This window comes from Gracilibacillus caseinilyticus (assembly GCF_022919115.1).
Lineage (GTDB): Bacteria > Bacillota > Bacilli > Bacillales > Amphibacillaceae > Gracilibacillus > Gracilibacillus caseinilyticus.
Window position 1 is genome coordinate 3633922 of the sequence record NZ_CP095072.1, and the last position, 19597, is coordinate 3653518.

The following is a 19597-nucleotide window of genomic DNA, read 5'->3' on the forward strand; positions in this document are numbered from 1 at the left end:
ATATGAAAACAATATATTCTTATCATATCTTAAAATATTCCAATTGAAAAGTGATATTTTATCGAAAAGAAAATTTAATAAAGGTAGAAAGATCCAAGAAGTGAAAAACCCTATAAACCATTATCAGAAATGATTTATAGGGCCAACCGCTAAATTATTTTGAACCTTCGTTTTGAACAAGCTTTACCATAATGTTAGCAATGGCATGCTGCTCTTTTTGATCCGCTGCATTCCATAGGTCACGTAGAATTTTTTCCTGCTCGTTTTTCGCTTGCACTTCTGTTGATAAATAGTTACCAATATCATAGGCAAGTTCTGAAATAGCTGCATTACTGATCCCATTGTTCTGTGCATCATGCAAACGATCACCTAGAAAGTCTTTCCATGAATCAAAATTATCAATAACAGACATGTTCATTCCTCCTTTATCAGCATACATGATTAGCATTCGATTTTACCTCGAAAATTATGCACACAAATAAAGACAAAATATAAAGAAGAAATTAACTAAACGCACCATTTACACCAATTACTTCTCCTTGAATATAGGAGGATTGATCACTGCATAAAAAGCTGACAGCGCCTGCGACATCTTCTGGAAGTCCAGCTCGTTGTAATGGTATGTCTTCTACAAGTTGTTGTTTTTCCATATCTGTTAAATGATTGTTCATTCTGGTATCAATAAAGCCAGGGCTCACTCCATTTACATAAATTTGGCTTGGTCCAAGCTCCTTTGCTAATGCTTTTATAAAAGTATTCTGTGCACCTTTCACAGAAGAATAAGCCACTTCACAGCTAGCACCATGTTGTCCCCAAATGGACGTAATCAATACAATTTTGCCAAATTTCCGCCGAATCATCTCTGGTATGAGCGCACGAGTAATCTTCCATGGTGAAGTAACATGAAGCTGCAGCATCATTTCCATTTCATCATCTGTCATGTCCTGAAATAATCCGTAATAAGCTGCGCCGCTTGTCATTACCAGGTGAGTGATCTCCTCTGGTATATAATCCAGAAAGTAACTTAATCCGGCAGCGGTTGATAAATCGGCCTGGACGCCACCGATTATACAATCATCAGATAACTGCTGACATAATTGTTCTATAGCTGCATGATTCTGGTTGTAGTGTAGGAACAGCTGGTGTCCTTCGCTAGCTAGCTTCATTGCAATAGCAGCTCCTATTTCTCCACTGGCACCAGTAATAATTGTTCGTTTCTCCATAGCAAATCTCTATTCGTTCGGTTTCACAAAGCAAGTGGAAAGTTGTGCTTCAACTATCCAATTTTTTGTGAATTCGACCGTTTCTTCATACGTTAATTGTTCTAGCCATTCTACACTTTCAAAAAAGTCGATTCCAAGCAATTGATAATGGGAGTATTGATTAGCGATAAATTCTAATGAATTCATCGCACGTAATAATTGACCGATTTTTTTCTTTTTAATCCGTTCGAAGCCTTGCTGGTCAATTGGGTTGCTTGACAGTTGCAGCAATTCATCTTTAATAAATTCTGCTAATTTATCCGGATTCTTCGAATTTCCTCCGATGATGCTAAATCCAAAATTACGCTCCAAATGTGATTCACTGCTAAATGATTGGTCAATTAATCCTTCATTGTAGAATTGCTCATACGCTGTACCACTTCTGGAAAATAAATAATCCATGACAATATCCATCATCCACTCTTTTTTCATAAAGGCTTTTGGTTCTTTCGGAATAATGGCCTCTTTAATCCCAACAAGTGCTTTCGGAACTGCTACTGGCATATTAATCGTTTTTTCTTTTTCCGCAACAGCAACAGGCTCATCCGGGAATTTTCTCGTAATCGGATTCGGAGCTGCAAATGTTTTTTGGTCCTGGTTGTTTTTTATCAAGGTCATCGTCTCTTCGGCATCCACATTCCCTGCTACAAATAACGCCATATTACTTGGATGGTAAAACGTATGGTAGCAGGTGTACAAATCATCTTTCGTTATGTCTGCAATCGATTCGACGGTACCAGCAATATCAATTTGAACAGGGTGTTTATGATACATGCTTTTGATCGTACCAAAAAAGGCGCGCCAGTCTGGTTGATCATCATACATTTTAATTTCCTGTCCAATAATCCCTTTTTCCTTCTCAACAGATTGTTCAGAAAAATAAGGATCTTGAACAAAGTCAATCAATGTCGTTAAGTTCTCCTCTATCTTAGCAGTAGCGGAAAATAAATAAGCGGTTTTCGTAAAAGAAGTAAACGCATTAGCGGATGCACCAAGCTTTGAAAAATCTTGAAACACATCGCGGTCTTCTTTCTCAAATAATTTATGCTCAAGAAAGTGTGCGATCCCATCTGGTACTGTTTGAATATCCTGCTGATTCAACGGAACGAAACTTTGATCAATGGAGCCATAATCAGTTGTAAAGATAGCGAATGTTTTTGCCATTTCCTTTTTTGGCAGAATAAATACACGTAATCCATTCGGTAATGTTTCTTGATAAATTGATTCGGCAGTTTGCTGATATTGTTTATGCTTCATTTTGCTCGGCCTCCTTGCTAGTTAACAAGTAAATCATATCTAATTCAATCTTCTTCGCTACCTGCACCACTTGTTCTCTCGTCACAGCCTTCACATCGTTTAATAATTGCTCTGGAGAGAGAGTAGATTGTGCCAGAACACGTTGATAATGCAGTTCAATCATACCTTGCGGGTTATCAAGTGTTTCACGTAATTGATTGATAGTCATTTCTTTCGTTTCAGCCAGTTGATTGTCCGTGAAATCACCAGCCCTCATCTGCTCCATTTGTTCAAGAATTATGTCTCTTGCTTTCTGATATTGATCAGGAGCAATCCCGCTAAACACGAACATGAGACCTTTATGACTTTCTATTCTGGAAGCGGCATAATAGGCCAAGCTGTGCTTTTCACGCACATTCATAAATAGCTTAGAGCTTGGGAACCCACCAAATAATCCATTGAATACATGTAAGGAGGCATATGCTGGATCACTGTAAGTAATACCAGTCCGATAACCAAAATGTAATTTGGCTTGCTGAATATCGTCAGATTCTACAAGCGTCTGATCATTCCCTCCGCTTTTAACAGGGCTATTCTCGATCTTTCGTTGCTGTCTTTCTGTAATCAGGGAGGACATACGATCCTCTATCTGCAAATCATTTATATCGCCAACAACAAATACATCCAAATGATCCTGTTTGAGTATGTCCTGGTAATACGCAAAAAGATTTTCTGCGGTGATCTGATTCAGATCTTCCTCATAACCATGCACTCGCAAATGATACGCTTCGTCTTTACACATTTCTTCAATCATTCGGGTATTTGCATAACTCATTTTATCTTCTTTCAATGCCTCGATTTTACTTAGTAAGGTCTGCTTTTCCCTTGCAACAATGCTTGAGTCGAAGGCTTGTGCATCTACCTTTGGATGGTAGATGACTTCTTTAAGAAAAGAAATCGCTTCATCAAGCAGATTTTCTGACCCAGCGATATATTGTTCGTTTGGCAATTCTAAACGTATGGTAAGAATGTGGTGTTCTCCTTTTTTACTGCTGTCTATCGACAGTACTGTACCATACAATTCATCTAAGTGCTGTCTAAGCTGAATAGCTGTAGGATAGCGACTTGTACCTTGTTGCAGCACGTAAGGTAACAGTGCTCTTTTCGTCACATGCTCCCTCGCTAACTTGGAAGTGAACTTTAACGACACGTGAATCGTTTTAAACTTCTTTGTATGTAGTAAATGTAAATCATAACCGTCTTTCGGGATAATCTTTTCGATTGTATCTGCCATAACTAAACCCCTTTGTCATTTTAGTCTCTTGTATATTCTATCAAAAATACTAAGTATTATGCTAATTGACAAGCCTGGCCATCTTTTATTCTTTCGTGCAGAGTCAGACAACGGACTAACAGTACAAAAATGAACAAAAAACCTGTCTTTTCATGAACCCATTAACAAGGTATGCATAATGTTAACTAAATACGCTTTAGTGAGGTTCTACAACGTTAGAAACAGCTAAAGCAACAGTGCTATGCATATAGTATAGAGAATGAAGCAGATATTATGGATCGTCACATGAGGATACCAATCAATACGCTATCTCATGCCTCCATTGTAGATCTAAACCTTAGCGCAGACCAACCACGTAGACTCCCACGGGATCAGCGCGAGCTGAAAATCCACTTTGTCTGTCACTGTGTCCACAAGTATCGCTTCGAAGTGAGCTTCCTCGGAACAAGGAAGAAAAGAAGTAGTGCAAGTAGTAGCCTAACTGAATCCGTACCCGCGAAGTGGTTGGCTGGAGCACACACAATATATCAACAAAGCTAGTTACATAATCTGCATTATAAGCAGGTTTTATAAAAAAACCGAGCGAATTGGCTCGGTTTTGTTGTTATCCTTGTGCAGGCGTTACATTCTTTTTCTTAATACGTAAAAACTGAATACATCCGCTCTAAAAAAATTAGCAGAATATAAAACAGGTTCATTATCTTTTGTATAGTGCATTTGTCTCAATAATAACAGTGCCTGATCTGGTTCACAATTTAAAATTGGTGAAATTCGTTCATGATAACCAATTGGTTCGATATAAGCGATGGCGTAATCAATTTCTTTCTTAGCAAATGTCTTTAATGCTTGAAAGATTGATTCCTGCCGCTGAATTTGTTCCACTGGTAAAATCCGGTGATCTATCCTGTCGATACAATAAACCACTGGCTCGCCGTCAGCCGTCCTAACTCGTTCCAATTGAGCAAATTTTTCGATTTCTACAGGATCGAAACGTCGTTTGTCCTCATCAGTCGGCTCAGTAAGCTCGGCAGATATATACTGCACTCCAGGCTGTTTACCTGATTGTTTGATCATTTCCGTCACACTGCCCAGCTGTTCAATTCCTGAAGACAGAATTGGCTGTGCATGTACAAACACACCGACGCCAGGCCGATGGATGAGGATATTTTCTTCTTGCAGAATAGAAACGGCCTTTTGTATTTCTTTTCTTGGAACACCTAAATCTTTCGCTAATTCGTATTCTGTTGGTAATTTTTCCTTTTCTTTGTAGTAACCATCTTCGATCAGCTTTTTAATATGCTGTACGACAGTAACTGCTGAATCAGTATTTAAATTAGATATCATAGCGTCCCCCAACCCATTCTATATCCAATGTAATTTTGTATTACAAATAAATATAACACTTTTAATTCAAAATATAAAGAATATTTCTGAGTTTGATTGAATGGATTAGAATATTTCCTTAAGTTGAATGGGTTGGCTGATCATCTGCTGGCTGACTTTGTAAGACCGTTCTTGGTTTTGAACCTTCGTATGGTCCCACTATTCCTCTATCCTCCATCGCATCAATCAGACGTGCTGCTCTTGTATATCCGATGCGGAAACGACGTTGCAGCATGGATACACTTGCGCTTTGCATTTCTAATACCAATTGAACAGCATCATCATATACATCATCATCTACTTCTTGCATCACTTCCGTTTCTTCCTCAGGAATCATTTCATCTTGATATTGCGCTTTTTGCTGTTCCACACAATGATCAACTACTCGTTCAACCTCATCATCGGACAGGAACGCACCTTGGATTCGCACCGGTTTTGATAATCCAACTGGAATAAATAGCATATCGCCTCGGCCTAATAATTTCTCAGCACCACCAGAATCCAGAATCGTCCGTGAATCTGTTTGGGAAGAGACACTGAAAGCGATTCGTGAAGGAATGTTTGCTTTAATGACACCTGTTATGACATCAACTGACGGTCGCTGTGTTGCAATAATTAAATGAATGCCAGCGGCACGGGCCATTTGTGCTAATCTGGTTATGGCATCCTCCACTTCGTTCGAAGCTACCATCATCAAGTCCGCAAGCTCATCGACAATAACGACGATATATGGCAATTGAGGTTGCTGTTCTTCTGCATCAGCGTTATAACGCTTAATATATTCGTTATAACCTTCGATATTTCGAGTCCCTGTTTCGGAAAATAAGTCATACCTTCTTTCCATTTCAGAGACGACTTTCTTTAAGGCACGTGATGCTTTTTTAGGGTCGGTTACGACTGGCGTCAGCAAGTGTGGAATCCCATTATAAACATTCAACTCTACTTTCTTCGGATCAATCATCATCATTTTCACTTCATGAGGCTTGGCCCTCATCAAAATACTAGTAATAATACCATTAATACAGACACTCTTACCACTTCCAGTTGCACCAGCAACTAGAATATGCGGCATTTTATTTAATTCAGCTATAACAGCTTCACCGGCAATGTCTTTACCTAAAGCGAAGCCGAGCTTGTTTTGCACCTGGTTTTTCTTCGATTCTAGTACTTCTCTCAAGGTAACCATAGCGGTTTCTTCATTTGGCACTTCAATACCGACAGCCGACTTTCCTGGAATTGGTGCCTCAATTCGAATATCTTTGGCAGCTAAGGCTAATGCCAAGTCGTCGTGTAGGTTAACAATCTTGCTTACTTTCACCCCTGCCTCCGGATACACTTCATATTTGGTTACAGATGGTCCGACATGTACTTTTGTTACTCGTGCCTTAACTCCGAAACTTTGGAATGTTTTCTCTAGTTTACGAACAACTCGTTGGATATAGGTTTTTTCTTGTTGTTTTCCAAAGTTTTTCGGAAGTTCTAATATATTCATAGTCGGTAACTGATAATCCTGATTCTCAAATTCAGTTGTCGGTAATTCCTCAGATGCCGTGGAAGTGCTCCATTGTTCATCAGGTGTTTCCCCATCATTCTTGATGCTGTCTTGTGCCGTTTCAGAATCTGATACACTAGGCGGTTCCGGTTCGATTACTTCCAGTTCATCTTGCGCATAGGCAATGGCCGGCATCTCTTCTTCCGTGTGCTGTTCTTCTTTCGGAGATTCCTGGTCTTTCTTTTCAAGTTTCTGCTGTTTTTGTTTACTTGACCAATCAGAAAGTCGTTCCTTGTTGTTTACCAAGCCCACTCGTAATCTTTGAAACCCCTTTGCAAAAACATCGCCTAAAGAGAGATTACAAAAAATAATGACACCTATAATCATGGAGAAAAACGCTAGTATGTAAGCGCCAGCTTTAGCAAACAGGAAATAACTGATCGCAAATAATAAAGCAGCATACATTCCCCCACCTAGATATGCCTCACTTCGCTGTCCTTGGAGATATTCGGTGTAATACGTAAAGGACGTACCAATAATCGATGAATTATTCTCAGGGAAAACTGTTGATGTATGTGTCCATAACAACAGGCCTGTCAATATTAAAAATGTTCCCACCCATTTTCTCGTCTTCAACTCGGGCCATTTTCGTTTGATCATCACAAATAAACCTAAAAATAAGAAAAATAATGGTACAATAAAATACCAGGTCCCGAAGAAAAAACGAAAGACATTCTCTAATAAAGAAGAAACTGCTCCTTCATCAATCAGAGATGCACCACTTCCAAAAATAGCTAGGAAAATAAATAAGAGGCCGATCAGCTCTTTTTTTATATTAGCTTTTAACGATTGCTTCTTTTTCCTTTTTTTTCGTTTAGCCATCTCATACACTCCTCAAATTTCAAACCTAACCAACAAGTCTTGTTATGTATGAAACACCCTTGCTTGTTTGACTCAGCAAGGGTGCCCTTTTATCTATCACCTTTACCATTATAGCATAGTTTGTGCAATAGAACGAATATTCTATTTGTACTATTTTAGCTTGTCGAGATGATTGTACCAGGTGTGAATTGTTCATGAAGATAATCACTTGGATTGGTAGATAATAATTGGATTAGTCGAAGATCTCCGTTTTCCAATCGTTCAGCATAGCATGGCCGTGCCTGATAAGTTATCAGTTCATACTGTTGATAATCAGCATCTGTCACATGTATATCTTCATAGGAAAGTGGTGTATAAAGAATCACTGGATCATCTCCTGTGACTGTTTATTTTGCTCAATCAATTCATTTAATTTCGACATCGCACCGCTAATACCGCCAACTTCATTTATCAATCCATATTCCACTGCATCTGCACCAACGACATTAGTACCAATATCTCTTGTTAAATTACCTTTATCGAACATAAGATCTTTAAACTTTTCTTCTTTAATATTAGAATGGCTTGTGACAAATTGGATGACACGCTCCTGCATTTTATCAATATACTCAAATGTTTGCGGTACACCAATCACGAGACCAGTTAATCGGATCGGGTGAATGGTCATCGTTGCAGATGGTGCGATAAAGGAATAATCCGTAGCGACTGCAATTGGAACACCGATTGAATGACCTCCACCTAACACAACAGATACGGTCGGTTTGGATAACGACGCAATCATTTCTGACAAGGCTAAGCCTGCTTCCACATCGCCACCTACGGTATTAAGAATGACCACTAACCCTTCAATTTTTGGATTTTGCTCAATTGCAACAATTTGTGGGATCAAGTGCTCATATTTGGTTGTTTTATTTTGTGGCGGTAACTGAACATGTCCTTCGACTTGTCCAATAATCGATAATACATGAATATTAGAATCTGGCGCATTGGGAACCGAAGATTGACCAAGCTGTTGGATTTTTTCCACCAGTGAAGAGGATGTTGATTCTTTTTCATTTGGTGATTGTTTTTCGTTCATAGCTAACGACCCCTTTTCTCCATATTACTATGTAGTATGAACGAGCTAGCTGATTTCATTCTAATCCGTATAAAAAGAAGGATAAATTCCGTTTATTAGACATATGAATATGGATACACAGGAGATAAAGAGAAGGTAACCATAAGTCGACAATAATCGTTTGGAGAAGCCTAAACCCGCCTGTCCCAAAACAAACTAATATAATATAGCTACCTATAATATTGATTATGTCAACTAACTGCTTAATGGTAATTTTGAAATGATTCATGTGCTTGCACCGCTCCAGCCAACCACTTCGTGTCCTGCGGGGCACGGCTGAAGCTAAGATGCAGACTCTACACCTTATGTAAGAGTTAGCATATGGAGTGTAATCAACCATATTTATAAATTAAATATATAAAACAATATGCCTAGCACCACTGCTTTTAGCTGTTCCATCGTTGTAACACTTTACTGAAGCGTAGGAAATATGCGGAGACGTCAGCGCGAGCGGAGGATCCACTTTGTCTGTGCCTGTGTCTACAAGTATTGCTTGGAGTAGGCTTCCTCACCACAAGGCAGCAATGAAGTAGTGCAAGTAGTAGCCCAGCTGAAGCCGTACCAGCCGGACGCAGAGTGGTTGGCTGGAGCGAAATCCTTGCACATAATACATTTCAAAATGGTCATATCGATAAAATTGCTAGTTGACATAATCCGTATTATAAGAATCTACACTTTTATTTTCTCAGTCTTAAGCGGCTTTTATGAGGTTATTATATACTCTCTTTGCTTTGCTTATAAAAAAGAGCAATCTAAATTAAAGTGTACCTGCTGGAAGGAACATTTTAAGTAAGAAAGCTCTTTTTGATCACTTCTTTATATAGTATAGATCTTACTGTAATTTTTTTACTGAACAGAGTCAAGAACTCTGAACAAGTTCTGCTCCTCGAACGGAGAGAGAGGTACTAAAGGTAAACGAACAGAACCTACATCAATATCTTTATATTTCAAAGCCGATTTGACTGGTGAAGGAGATGGTGCCATGAACAATGCACGCATAATCGGTAACAATTGTCGATGAAGCTGAGCGGCTTCCTTTACGTTGCCTTGCTCATATAACATAATCATCTCTTTCATTTCTTTTCCGATAATGTGAGAAGAAACAGATACGATTCCTGTTCCACCGATTGATTGAATTGGCAACGTTAACGAATCATCGCCACTGTACACAGTAAAGTCTGCTTCCACTTGGTTAAGAATAGAAGCGATACTGTCAAGGTCACCTGTCGAATCTTTTATAGAAACAATATTATCTATTTGAGAGAGCGCAACTACTGTCTCTACATTCAGTCGCACAACTGCTCGTGAAGGAATGTTATAAAGCATAATTGGCAGCTTGGTCTGACCCGCAATCGCTGCAAAATGCTGGTACAATCCTTCCTGATTCGGTTTGTTGTAGTATGGAGTGACTATTAACGCCCCGTCAACTCCTAATTGCTCCGCCTCTTTCGTTAATTCAATTGAGGCCTGTGTATTATTACTCCCTGTACCCGCAATAATAGGTACACGACCGTTTACTACCTTAATGACATGTTGAAACAGGTCTATTTTTTCTTGGTGGCTTAACGTAGGGGATTCCCCTGTAGTTCCGGCGACAACAAGACCATCTGTACCAGACGCAATTAAATGTTCCACTAATTGTGTCGTTATATTAAAATCAATTTGATTATGCTTATCAAAAGGTGTCACCATTGCGGTTAACATTCTTCCGAAATCCATAATGTCACCATCTCCTTTCCAATCTCCTTCACCTAATTTTACAAGTATTAACGATTCAAAGCAGATTTAGTACTGTATCGTTTGCTGTATGTTAGGACTAAATGGCTTCTTTATATAAATGGCGATCATAATTATGCCATGAAATGACGATTTCATCAATAGATTTTCGCAATTAATTTTCTAAATCAAATGCCACATGTAACGCATTTAATGCGGACTCCAAATGCTTACTTTGAATTAGCACCCAAATAGTCCGGTGACTATCAGCTGATTGCAATATTGGAATATCTTTATTAGTCAAGGTCTGAACAATTTTTGACGTGACGCCAGGTACTCCTGACATCCCTGCACCTACCAGTGAAACTTTCGCACAGTCTTTATTAAATTCCGGCTGCAGACCTAAAGATTCCAGTACTTTTTTAGCAAGTATTTCGTCTCGTTCAAAAATAGTATAAATAACACCATTTGGTGAAATGTTGATAAAGTCCACCGATATACCCGCTTCAGCCATTGCTTTAAAAACTTTGACATGAATTTGTTGTGGTTCTTTTAATTCTTTAATCTTAATTTGCGTAATATGATTAACATATGCAATACCTGTAACCAAACGATCCTGTACACTGCCAGGATATTCAGAATCTGACAGATTTGTAATCAGTGTTCCTTTATCTCTAAGCATGGTTGAACGAACCCGGATTGGCACATTCGCTTGCATTGCAATTTCTACTGCACGTGGATGAATTACTTTAGCACCTTGATAGGCCAAATTACAAATTTCTGTATAAGAAATAGCATCTAATCGTTTCGCATTTGTGACAACTCGCGGATCTGCTGTCATAATCCCGTTTACATCAGTGAAAATATCTACATATTCAGCATCTAATGCTGCCCCTAAGGCAGTGGCAGAGGTATCGCTCCCTCCCCTGCCAATGGTTGTCACTTCATACTTCTCTGTTCTTCCTTGAAAACCGGCTACTACAACTACCTGATGGTCGGTTAACAATTGAAAGAGATGATTGGATTCGACAGTTTTAATTTGGGCATTTGTAAAGGTGTCTGTCGTGATGATTCCAGCTTCACCACCAGTAATACCTACTGCATTAATATTTCGTTTTAATAGTTCATGCGAGAATACCGTGGCAGAGATGGTTTCCCCACAAGACATTAGTAAATCTTTTTCTTTATTGCTTAACGCCGTATCATTCCCATCAATTAAGGATAATAATGAATCCGTCGAATATGGATCAGGAAAACGCCCCATTGCAGACACAACAACTACTACTTTAAAGCCTTCTCGTAATGCATCCTCAATATGATGTACCGCGTGTTCCCTCATTGTTTTATCTTTTACTGATGTTCCACCGAACTTTTGAACCAATACCCGCATTATTACACCTCTTTTACTTACTTAGCCAGTTATTTTTAATTAGAGACTCAGCGATTTGTACAGAATTCCAGGCAGCACCTTTTAATAAGTTATCAGATACAACCCATAAATGGAATCCTTTCTCATTATCTAAGTCTTTACGGATACGGCCAACAAATACATCACTTTTACCTGCTGCTTCTAAAGGCGTAGGGTAAACCTGATTTTCCGGGTCATCTTCTAATACGATGCCATCTGCTCTCTTAATTGCTTCTTTCAATTGTTCTGCCGTCACACCTCCGTTGTTAACTTCTACATAAACACTTTCTGCATGTGAAGTAAAGAATGGTAAACGTACACAAGTAGCAGCCACTTGAATTGCCTCATCATGCATGATTTTTTTCGTTTCATTGATCATTTTCATTTCTTCAAATGTATAGCCATTCTCTTGAAAGACATCGATTTGCGGCAATGCATTAAAGGCAATCGGATAATGCTTCTTTTCTCCGGATACAGGTAACAGATCCGCTTGCATTTCTTCACCCTCTAAGAAAGATTTTGCTTGATTACGAAGTTCATCTACTGCTTCGTTACCAGCACCAGAAACAGCTTGATAAGTGGAAACAATCACTCTGGTTAAACCAAATTGCTCTTGAACTGGTTTTAATGCCGCCACCATTTGGATAGTCGAACAGTTCGGGTTAGCAATAATTCCGTTATGCTGTTGGATATCTCCTTCATTAACTTCTGGTACAACTAATGGTACTTCAGGATCCATACGGTAAGCACTCGTATTATCTACTACTACTGCACCACGTTTCACCGCTTCTGGTGCTAGTTTCTTAGATACGGAACCGCCAGCAGAAAACAGTGCAATATCTACACCTTCAAAGCTTTCAGGTGTTGCTTCATGCACCGTATACGTATTCCCTTTAAATTCTACTTGTTTCCCTGCAGAACGTTTTGATGATAATAAAAGTAATTCTTTTATAGGAAAGTTCTTTTGCTCCAATGTTTCTAACATTTTTACACCTACTGCACCGGTAGCTCCAACCACCGCTACATTATATTGTTGTTCTGTTGTCATGTTATTAGTCCCCTTCCATTGCGCTACTATTTATTTGATTGACTAGTTAATCATAACATATATTGCGTTTTTCTTTAATTAATTCACCATATTACTTTTTGTTTCGTTCAATAATTACTGGTTGAAACTGTTTGAATTCTAAGGCGTGCTGAACCGTTTCGGGAATTAATGTCATATCCGACACCATAGAATTGGGTTTCTTAACGGGATCATCCTGACCAAACGGAACAAAGTACATAAGCTTCGTTGCCATCAATCTCATCAAGTTGACGCCGTTAAGTCCTAGAGCATCATTTGTTGATACCCCGATTACTACAGGGTTTCCATTTCTGATTGTTGCTTTTGTAGCCATTAGTACTGCACCGTCCGTAATAGCATTTGCTAATCTGCTCATTGAATTACCTGTTAATGGAGCTAAAACCATCAAATCTAAAGGCTCTATCGGTCCAAGAGGCTCTGCATCAACAATTGTAGCAATTGGTTCTCTTCCTGTAATTTCTCGAATTTGATCCATATGATCCGCTGCTTTACCAAATTTACTATCCGTGTCTTTAAATGTATTCGAAACTACTGGCACTATTTCCGCCCCTAAATCAATTAATTTTTCCATTTGAGGAAAAACCGCTGCATAAGTACAATGAGATCCTGTTAAACCAAAGCCGATTTTTTTCCCTTTTAAATCCATCTAAATACCTCCTATACTGTCTTAAATATGCCAAAATTCTTAGCAAAAACATGGGCTTACGATATATGCCCATTATATGCCCAGAAGGTTTAGGTGTTACTTTCAGGAAGCAAATAGTAATTTGGCAATGGTGTTAGCGAGTATTTCTCCAGCGGTTTTCGGAGCTACCATGCCCGGCAAGCCTAATGCATGGATAGCCTCGATCCCCCTTGTTTTGGCGAAATCAAAATCAATACCACCTGGTTTTGAAGCTAAATCGATAATGATTGCTTGATTATTCATTTTTTCCAACAATTTCTTATCCACTACTTTCGCTGGAATAGTGTTGATTAATATTTGACAATCATCCATATAATCTTCTACTTGCGCTAAGTGATATGCTTGCCATCCTTTTTCATAAATTCTTGCCAGTTCTGATTCATCTTTAGAAATAACGGACACATTTGCTCCAAGTCCTGCAAAGCTGCTTGCTGTTGTCTGACCTACCCGGCCAAATCCAAAAACAAAAACATTGGCATGATGAATCGTAAAATCGGTATGTTTAATAGCGAGCATGATCGCTCCTTCTGCTGTTGGAATCGAGTTGTAGATCGCAACGTCATCTCTATTCATTAGTGTTTCAAGGGAAAGGTTATACTTATTAATATAGGTATCGAGTTTCGAAGTGGCAATTCCGGTGAATATTTTACAGTGGGATGGTAATGATTTAAACCATTCTTCCGTCAGTTGAATCTTCTCACCAGAAAACATCGTTTCTACAAAACCATTGTCATCTATGCCTGTTATAGGCAAAATAATACCATCTAATTGTGATGTTACTAGATTATCTATTGTCGATTGCATTACACCAGTATAGCTTTGTTCAACCTGATCAAAGCCTAGAATCTGAATTCTGAGATCATCTATCTTATTAAGCGCATGAATTAAAGGCAAATATCGCGCATCGCCCCCAATAATTGCAATGTTTTTTTTCTTTTGCATGTTGTCACCTCACCATTATCTATACAATTCCAATTCTAACTTATCATATGTAAACACGGTACAGAAGTGAAGAGGCAAATATCACAGGTTTTGAAGAGAAATTGCGATTTTACAGTTTTTTTTATGGACGTTGTAAAAAATAGCTTTTTAGGTCCTTCATCACAACTCTTATAGAGAAAATTATGTTTCTTAAGAAAAAACGGACTTCCTTCCCCGCCCTAACCTAACAAACTATATAAAGCTACCTATAATACGGATTATGTAAACAGTAGATTAGTGGTAATCTTGGAATTATTCATACGCTAAGACATCGCTCCGGCCAACCGCTTCGCGTCCTTCTGCGGGACACGGCTGAAGCTAGCTACTACTTGAACTGCTTCTTCACTGCCTTGTGCCGAGGAAGCCTGCTTCGAAGCGATACTTGTAGACACTGGCACAGACAAAGTGGATCTTCAGGACGAGGAGTATATTTCCGGAGCTTTGTTATGCAGATAAAACATGTCAAAATTACCACATTGCCATTCCACTTTACATAATCCGTATTATAAGAACCCAAATTCCTTCTAGGGCATGATTCTGCAATTCGTCTTTATAAATGTAATTATATAGTTTCTTTGCTTATCCAATAAAAAAACGAAGCTGCTAGGGCTTCGTTTTACACTTCATCTGTTTGAACTATGATCATATCGTCCCCGACTTTTTTGATTTGTTTCCATTTAATTCGGGAATATGATTCGGATTTTCTTAAGCCAAACATACTGTACTGCGGGATAGTAAAGGATAATATTTGACCTGTTTTTTCATCTATCTCAAGATCGGTCTGTCCTAATACTCCCAACCTCGAACCGGTTGTTAAATCAATTAATTCCTTACTGCCCAAATCGTTAAAACGCATCCTCTTTACCTCCAATCTAGATATTAGGAGAAATAACTGCGATAGCCGATTGATCAGCCTGCAACCTGTGAAGAATTGCCTCTACATCCTCTAATCGAACACGATCAATTTGATTCATATCTTGTTCTAATGACGGATGATCGTGTAACAATAACTCATTTCTTGCATTTCTGCTCATTTTACTATTCGTACTTTCCAGGCTAAGCATGTATAAACCTTTCAACTGCTCCTTACTGATTCCCCATTCTTTTTCAGTCAGACCACCTGTTCTTAGCTGATCCGTTACAGTGAAAATTTTATCTTGCACATGTTCCAATTGATGTTTAGATGTTCCTGCATAAATAGTTAAGAGACCACTGTCGATAAAAGCACTGTGATAAGAAAAGATCGAGTACGCCATCCCGTCTTTCTCACGGATTTCTTGAAACAGTCTGGAGCTCATACTTCCTCCTAACACATTGTTAACGATCATCATTGCATGTATCGATGTGTCTGTGACATCTACTCCATTAAAACCGATACAAAGGTGCGCTTGTTCCGTCTCTTTCTGAAACATCGCTTTACCTGTATGAAATGCAGGTGTAATAAGCTGCTCTTGATTTGATGTTAACGTACTTGTTTCAAATTGCAGATATTCTTCGACAGTATTCATAAAATTTTGATCTGTGTTGCCAGCTATTGAAATGACTATATTATCTGGCCGATAGTATTGCTGCATATAACTGGATAGTTGCTGCTTGGTTAATTCCCCCACAGTTGTTTTGGAACCAAGTATCGGTTTCGCCAGCATGTGATCCTGATAGATCAGCTCATGTAGTTTGTCGTGGATGATATCGTCTGGTGTATCCTCTGTCATATTGATTTCTTCTAGAATAACTTTCTTTTCCCTGTCCAATTCGATGGAATCCAAATTCGAATGAAGGATCATATCTGCTAAAATCTCAATTGCCATGTTCTGATGTGTGTCGAGTACCTTCGCATAATAACAAGTATATTCTTTAGACGTGAATGCATTTATTTCTCCGCCTATTCCGTCGAAAGCCTCAGCAATTTCCTGTGGAGTATGGTTTTTTGTTCCTTTAAACAACATATGCTCAATAAAATGAGATATGCCATTTGATAACTCTGTTTCATTACGCGATCCTGTTTTTACCCATATACCAATCGTAATGGATCGAACTGTTGTAATTTGCTCCAATACGATCCTTAAACCATTCTGGCATTCCTTTCTATGTAACAAATGAAATCCTCCTAAACCTTTATTAATTCTATATTTCTTTTATTACCATTTCAAACGTATATATACCACTTTAGTTAACATAATGTAGATTATGTCAACTAGCGAGTGGTAATTTTGAAATGATTCATGCGCTTGGCATACCACTCCGGCCAACCACTTAGCGTATGCGTAACATATTTCTGGAGCTTTGCTACGCACTTAAAACATTTCAAAATAGCTAAATTGTTATACAGTTACACTTTACATAATCTACATTATAACTAACCATACTTTTACTTCAAATTGATTGGAAGTGTGTTTATGAGCTTAAAAAAAAGAAACTGGTTAGCCAGCTTCTTTTTTGTTTAATCGTTTTGTTTTTGTGCTTTTTCGTCGATAAGAACTGCTTTTCTGGACAGATTCACGCGGCCTTGACGATCGATTTCTTTTACTTTCACCATGATTTGGTCACCAATCTTAACGACATCTTCGACCTTGCCAATGCGTTCTTCTGCCAACTCAGAAATATGCACAAGACCTTCTTTTCCTTTAAACAATTCAACAAAAGCGCCGAATTTCTCAATACGTTTTACTGTACCTAAGTACATCTGGCCAGCTTCCACTTCCCGTACGATATCTTCAATTAACTGTTTCGCTTTGTTGTTCATTGTCATATCCGTTGAGGAGATAAAGACATGTCCATCTTGTTCGATATCAATTTTGACACCTGTTTCTTCGATGATCTTGTTAATCTGTTTACCACTTGGTCCAATGACATCACGGATTTTATCAGGATTAATTTCCATCGTAAGAATTTTCGGTGCATAATCAGAAAGTTGCTCTTTTGGTTCGTTAATTGTCTCTAGCATATGAGCAAGGATATGCATACGCCCTTTTTTCGCTTGTGTTAGAGCTTCTTCTAAAATTTCGCGAGACAGACCATCAATTTTAATATCCATTTGCAGTGCAGTAACACCTTGCTCAGTACCAGCTACTTTAAAGTCCATATCCCCTAGGAAATCTTCCATCCCTTGAATATCACTTAAAATCGTGTAGTCTTCACCGGATTTGACAAGACCCATGGCAATACCTGCTACAGGTGATTTAATTGGGACACCAGCATCCATCATTGCTAATGTACTGGCACAAATACTGGCTTGCGATGTAGAACCATTGGATTCTAATACTTCTGATACAAGACGAATCGTATATGGAAATTCTTTTTCATCTGGAACTACTTTTTCTAGTGCGCGCTCGCCTAGAGCACCGTGACCAATCTCACGACGACCTGGACCACGAATCGGACCTGTTTCCCCAACACTGAAGGATGGGAAATTATAATGATGCATAAACCGTTTGGATTCTTCTGCATCTAATCCGTCTAGAATTTGTACATCTCCCAATGCACCTAGTGTACAAATGCTTAAAGCTTGTGTTTGTCCACGAGTGAATAATCCGGATCCGTGTGTACGAGGTAACACACTGATTCTTGATGAAAGTGGTCTGATTTCGTCAATTTTTCTTCCATCAGGACGAACCTTTTCTTTCGTGATCAATCGACGTACTTCTTCTTTGACAATCTTATCAAGAACAGCAGACACTTGTTTCAGTTTGTCTTCCGTTCCATCATCTTCTTGTTCTTCATATTCTGCTTTAATGTCTGCTTTCACTGCATCAATTGCTTCTTCACGAGCATGCTTTTCTTGTACTTGGATCGCTTCAACAAGACGTTGCTTCGCTTTCGATTCAACTTCTTCCACAATTGCTGCATCTAAGTCAAACAGTTTAATTTCCATTTTTTCAACTTGTAATGCTGCAATGATTTCCTCTTGAAAAGCAATCAGGCGTTTAATTTCTTCATGACCAAACATGATGGCTTCCAGCATGATTTCTTCCGGTACTTCATTCGCACCAGCCTCCACCATGTTAATCGCATCTTTCGTACCCGCTACTGTTAAGTCGATATCGCTTTTTTCACGTTCATCTAGTGTCGGGTTAATAATGAATTGCCCATCTACTCGTCCTACAACAACCCCTGCAATAGGACCACCAAATGGAATATCCGATACACTTAGCGCAATGGAAGAACCGATCATTGCCGCAATTTCTGTCGGTAAATTCTGATCCACACTCATCACTGTACTGATGACCTGCACTTCATTTCGGAAACCATCTGGAAATAAAGGACGAATCGGACGATCAATCAAACGGGAAGTCAAGACAGCTTTTTCACTAGGACGACCTTCACGCTTAATAAAACCACCAGGAATTTTACCTACCGCATATAAACGTTCTTCATAGTTAACGGTTAATGGGAAAAAAGGTAAGTCCTTTGGTTCCTTTGATGCAGTTGCTGTTGCCAATACTGCTGTATCACCGTAGTGCACCATACATGCACCGTTTGCCTGTTTCGCCAATTCTCCAACTTCCACACGGAATGGTTGGCCGGCAATTTCAGTTGAAAATACTTTCTTTTCCTCTGCCATTATAGAACTCCTCTCAAAACAACTATACTTATAGCCACTAATTGCTATTTTAGCATGTTGTTGGTACATATGTAACTAGTAGCATTTATTAAATCAATCCAGTATGTCTATAGTATTTTCTAAATTCCTAAGGATTAATCAAATAAACTTATTTTTTTGCATACAGAAAAAGCGGGATGACTCCCGCTTTCCTTGACTTATCGACGTAAGCCTAATTTTTGAATTAGAGTACGATAACGCGCAACATCTTTATTACGTAGGTAATTTAATAAGTTACGACGTTTACCAACCATCTTTAAGAGACCACGACGAGAATGGTGATCTTTCTTATGAATACGTAAGTGATTATTCAAATTATTGATTTCCTCTGTAAGGACAGCAATTTGAACTTCTGGAGATCCAGTATCGTTCTCATGTGTTTTGTATTCACTGATGATTTCGTTTTTACGATCTTGAGTGATAGCCATCCTATTCACCTCCTGTACTAATTTCT

General features: G+C 38.7%; 18 protein-coding genes. All 18 read right to left on the bottom strand.

What is annotated here, in order from left to right:
* Positions 1-154: 154 nt before the first annotated feature.
* The 18 genes from MUN88_RS17425 to rpsO all read right to left on the bottom strand — a co-directional run bounded on the left by MUN88_RS17425 (position 155) and on the right by rpsO (position 19571).
* Complete coding sequence (locus MUN88_RS17425; protein WP_244717348.1) at positions 155-412, bottom strand: DUF3243 domain-containing protein; 258 nt, start codon at positions 410-412, stop codon at positions 155-157.
* Between the two features lie 91 nt (positions 413-503).
* Positions 504-1223 (bottom strand): elongation factor P 5-aminopentanone reductase, encoded by a 720-nt coding sequence (gene ymfI, locus MUN88_RS17430; protein WP_244717351.1) that lies wholly within the window; start codon positions 1221-1223, stop codon positions 504-506.
* Positions 1224-1232: 9 nt separating this feature from the next.
* Positions 1233-2519 carry an EF-P 5-aminopentanol modification-associated protein YfmH gene (yfmH, locus tag MUN88_RS17435; RefSeq protein ID WP_244717355.1) on the bottom strand — a complete coding sequence of 429 codons (1287 nt, stop codon included), beginning with the start codon at positions 2517-2519 and terminating at the stop codon, positions 1233-1235.
* Positions 2509-3792 carry an EF-P 5-aminopentanol modification-associated protein YfmF gene (yfmF, locus tag MUN88_RS17440; RefSeq protein ID WP_244717358.1) on the bottom strand — a complete coding sequence of 428 codons (1284 nt, stop codon included), beginning with the start codon at positions 3790-3792 and terminating at the stop codon, positions 2509-2511. The genes yfmH and yfmF overlap by 11 nt, the downstream gene beginning before the upstream one ends.
* Before the next feature lie 621 nt (positions 3793-4413).
* Positions 4414-5136 carry a GntR family transcriptional regulator gene (locus MUN88_RS17445; RefSeq protein ID WP_244717361.1) on the bottom strand — a complete coding sequence of 241 codons (723 nt, stop codon included), beginning with the start codon at positions 5134-5136 and terminating at the stop codon, positions 4414-4416.
* A 118-nt stretch (positions 5137-5254) separates the two neighbouring features.
* Positions 5255-7549: a DNA translocase FtsK gene (locus tag MUN88_RS17450; RefSeq protein WP_244717364.1), complete on the bottom strand. Its 2295-nt coding sequence runs from the start codon at positions 7547-7549 to the stop codon at positions 5255-5257.
* Between the two features lie 155 nt (positions 7550-7704).
* A complete protein-coding gene (locus MUN88_RS17455; protein ID WP_244717366.1) occupies positions 7705-7914 on the bottom strand; it encodes a YlzJ-like family protein in 210 nt (69 codons plus the stop codon).
* Complete coding sequence (locus MUN88_RS17460) at positions 7911-8627, bottom strand: ClpP family protease (protein WP_244717369.1); 717 nt, start codon at positions 8625-8627, stop codon at positions 7911-7913. The genes MUN88_RS17455 and MUN88_RS17460 overlap by 4 nt, the downstream gene beginning before the upstream one ends.
* An 885-nt stretch (positions 8628-9512) precedes the next feature.
* Positions 9513-10385 carry a 4-hydroxy-tetrahydrodipicolinate synthase gene (dapA, locus tag MUN88_RS17465; protein WP_244717372.1) on the bottom strand — a complete coding sequence of 291 codons (873 nt, stop codon included), beginning with the start codon at positions 10383-10385 and terminating at the stop codon, positions 9513-9515.
* Positions 10386-10557: 172 nt separating this feature from the next.
* A complete protein-coding gene (gene dapG, locus MUN88_RS17470) occupies positions 10558-11772 on the bottom strand; it encodes an aspartate kinase (RefSeq protein WP_244717375.1) in 1215 nt (404 codons plus the stop codon).
* 13 nt (positions 11773-11785) lie between these two features.
* On the bottom strand, positions 11786-12838 hold the full coding sequence (gene asd, locus MUN88_RS17475; protein WP_244717378.1) for an aspartate-semialdehyde dehydrogenase: 1053 nt from the start codon (positions 12836-12838) through the stop codon (positions 11786-11788).
* A gap of 91 nt (positions 12839-12929) precedes the next feature.
* Complete coding sequence (locus MUN88_RS17480; RefSeq protein WP_244717381.1) at positions 12930-13523, bottom strand: dipicolinate synthase subunit B; 594 nt, start codon at positions 13521-13523, stop codon at positions 12930-12932.
* 102 nt (positions 13524-13625) lie between these two features.
* Positions 13626-14504, bottom strand: coding sequence for a dipicolinic acid synthetase subunit A (gene dpaA, locus MUN88_RS17485; protein ID WP_244717384.1), 879 nt, complete (start codon positions 14502-14504; stop codon positions 13626-13628).
* Between the two features lie 302 nt (positions 14505-14806).
* Positions 14807-14947 carry a hypothetical protein gene (locus MUN88_RS17490; protein WP_244717387.1) on the bottom strand — a complete coding sequence of 47 codons (141 nt, stop codon included), beginning with the start codon at positions 14945-14947 and terminating at the stop codon, positions 14807-14809.
* Positions 14948-15159: 212 nt separating this feature from the next.
* Complete coding sequence (locus tag MUN88_RS17495) at positions 15160-15399, bottom strand: YlmC/YmxH family sporulation protein (protein ID WP_244717390.1); 240 nt, start codon at positions 15397-15399, stop codon at positions 15160-15162.
* Positions 15400-15415: 16 nt separating this feature from the next.
* On the bottom strand, positions 15416-16639 hold the full coding sequence (locus MUN88_RS17500; protein ID WP_244717393.1) for a M16 family metallopeptidase: 1224 nt from the start codon (positions 16637-16639) through the stop codon (positions 15416-15418).
* A gap of 344 nt (positions 16640-16983) precedes the next feature.
* The gene (gene pnp, locus MUN88_RS17505; protein ID WP_244717396.1) at positions 16984-19104 is read right to left on the bottom strand and encodes a polyribonucleotide nucleotidyltransferase; all 2121 of its coding nucleotides are present in this window, start codon (positions 19102-19104) and stop codon (positions 16984-16986) included.
* Positions 19105-19301: 197 nt separating this feature from the next.
* Positions 19302-19571: a 30S ribosomal protein S15 gene (gene rpsO / locus MUN88_RS17510; protein ID WP_244717400.1), complete on the bottom strand. Its 270-nt coding sequence runs from the start codon at positions 19569-19571 to the stop codon at positions 19302-19304.
* Positions 19572-19597 lie beyond the last annotated feature (26 nt).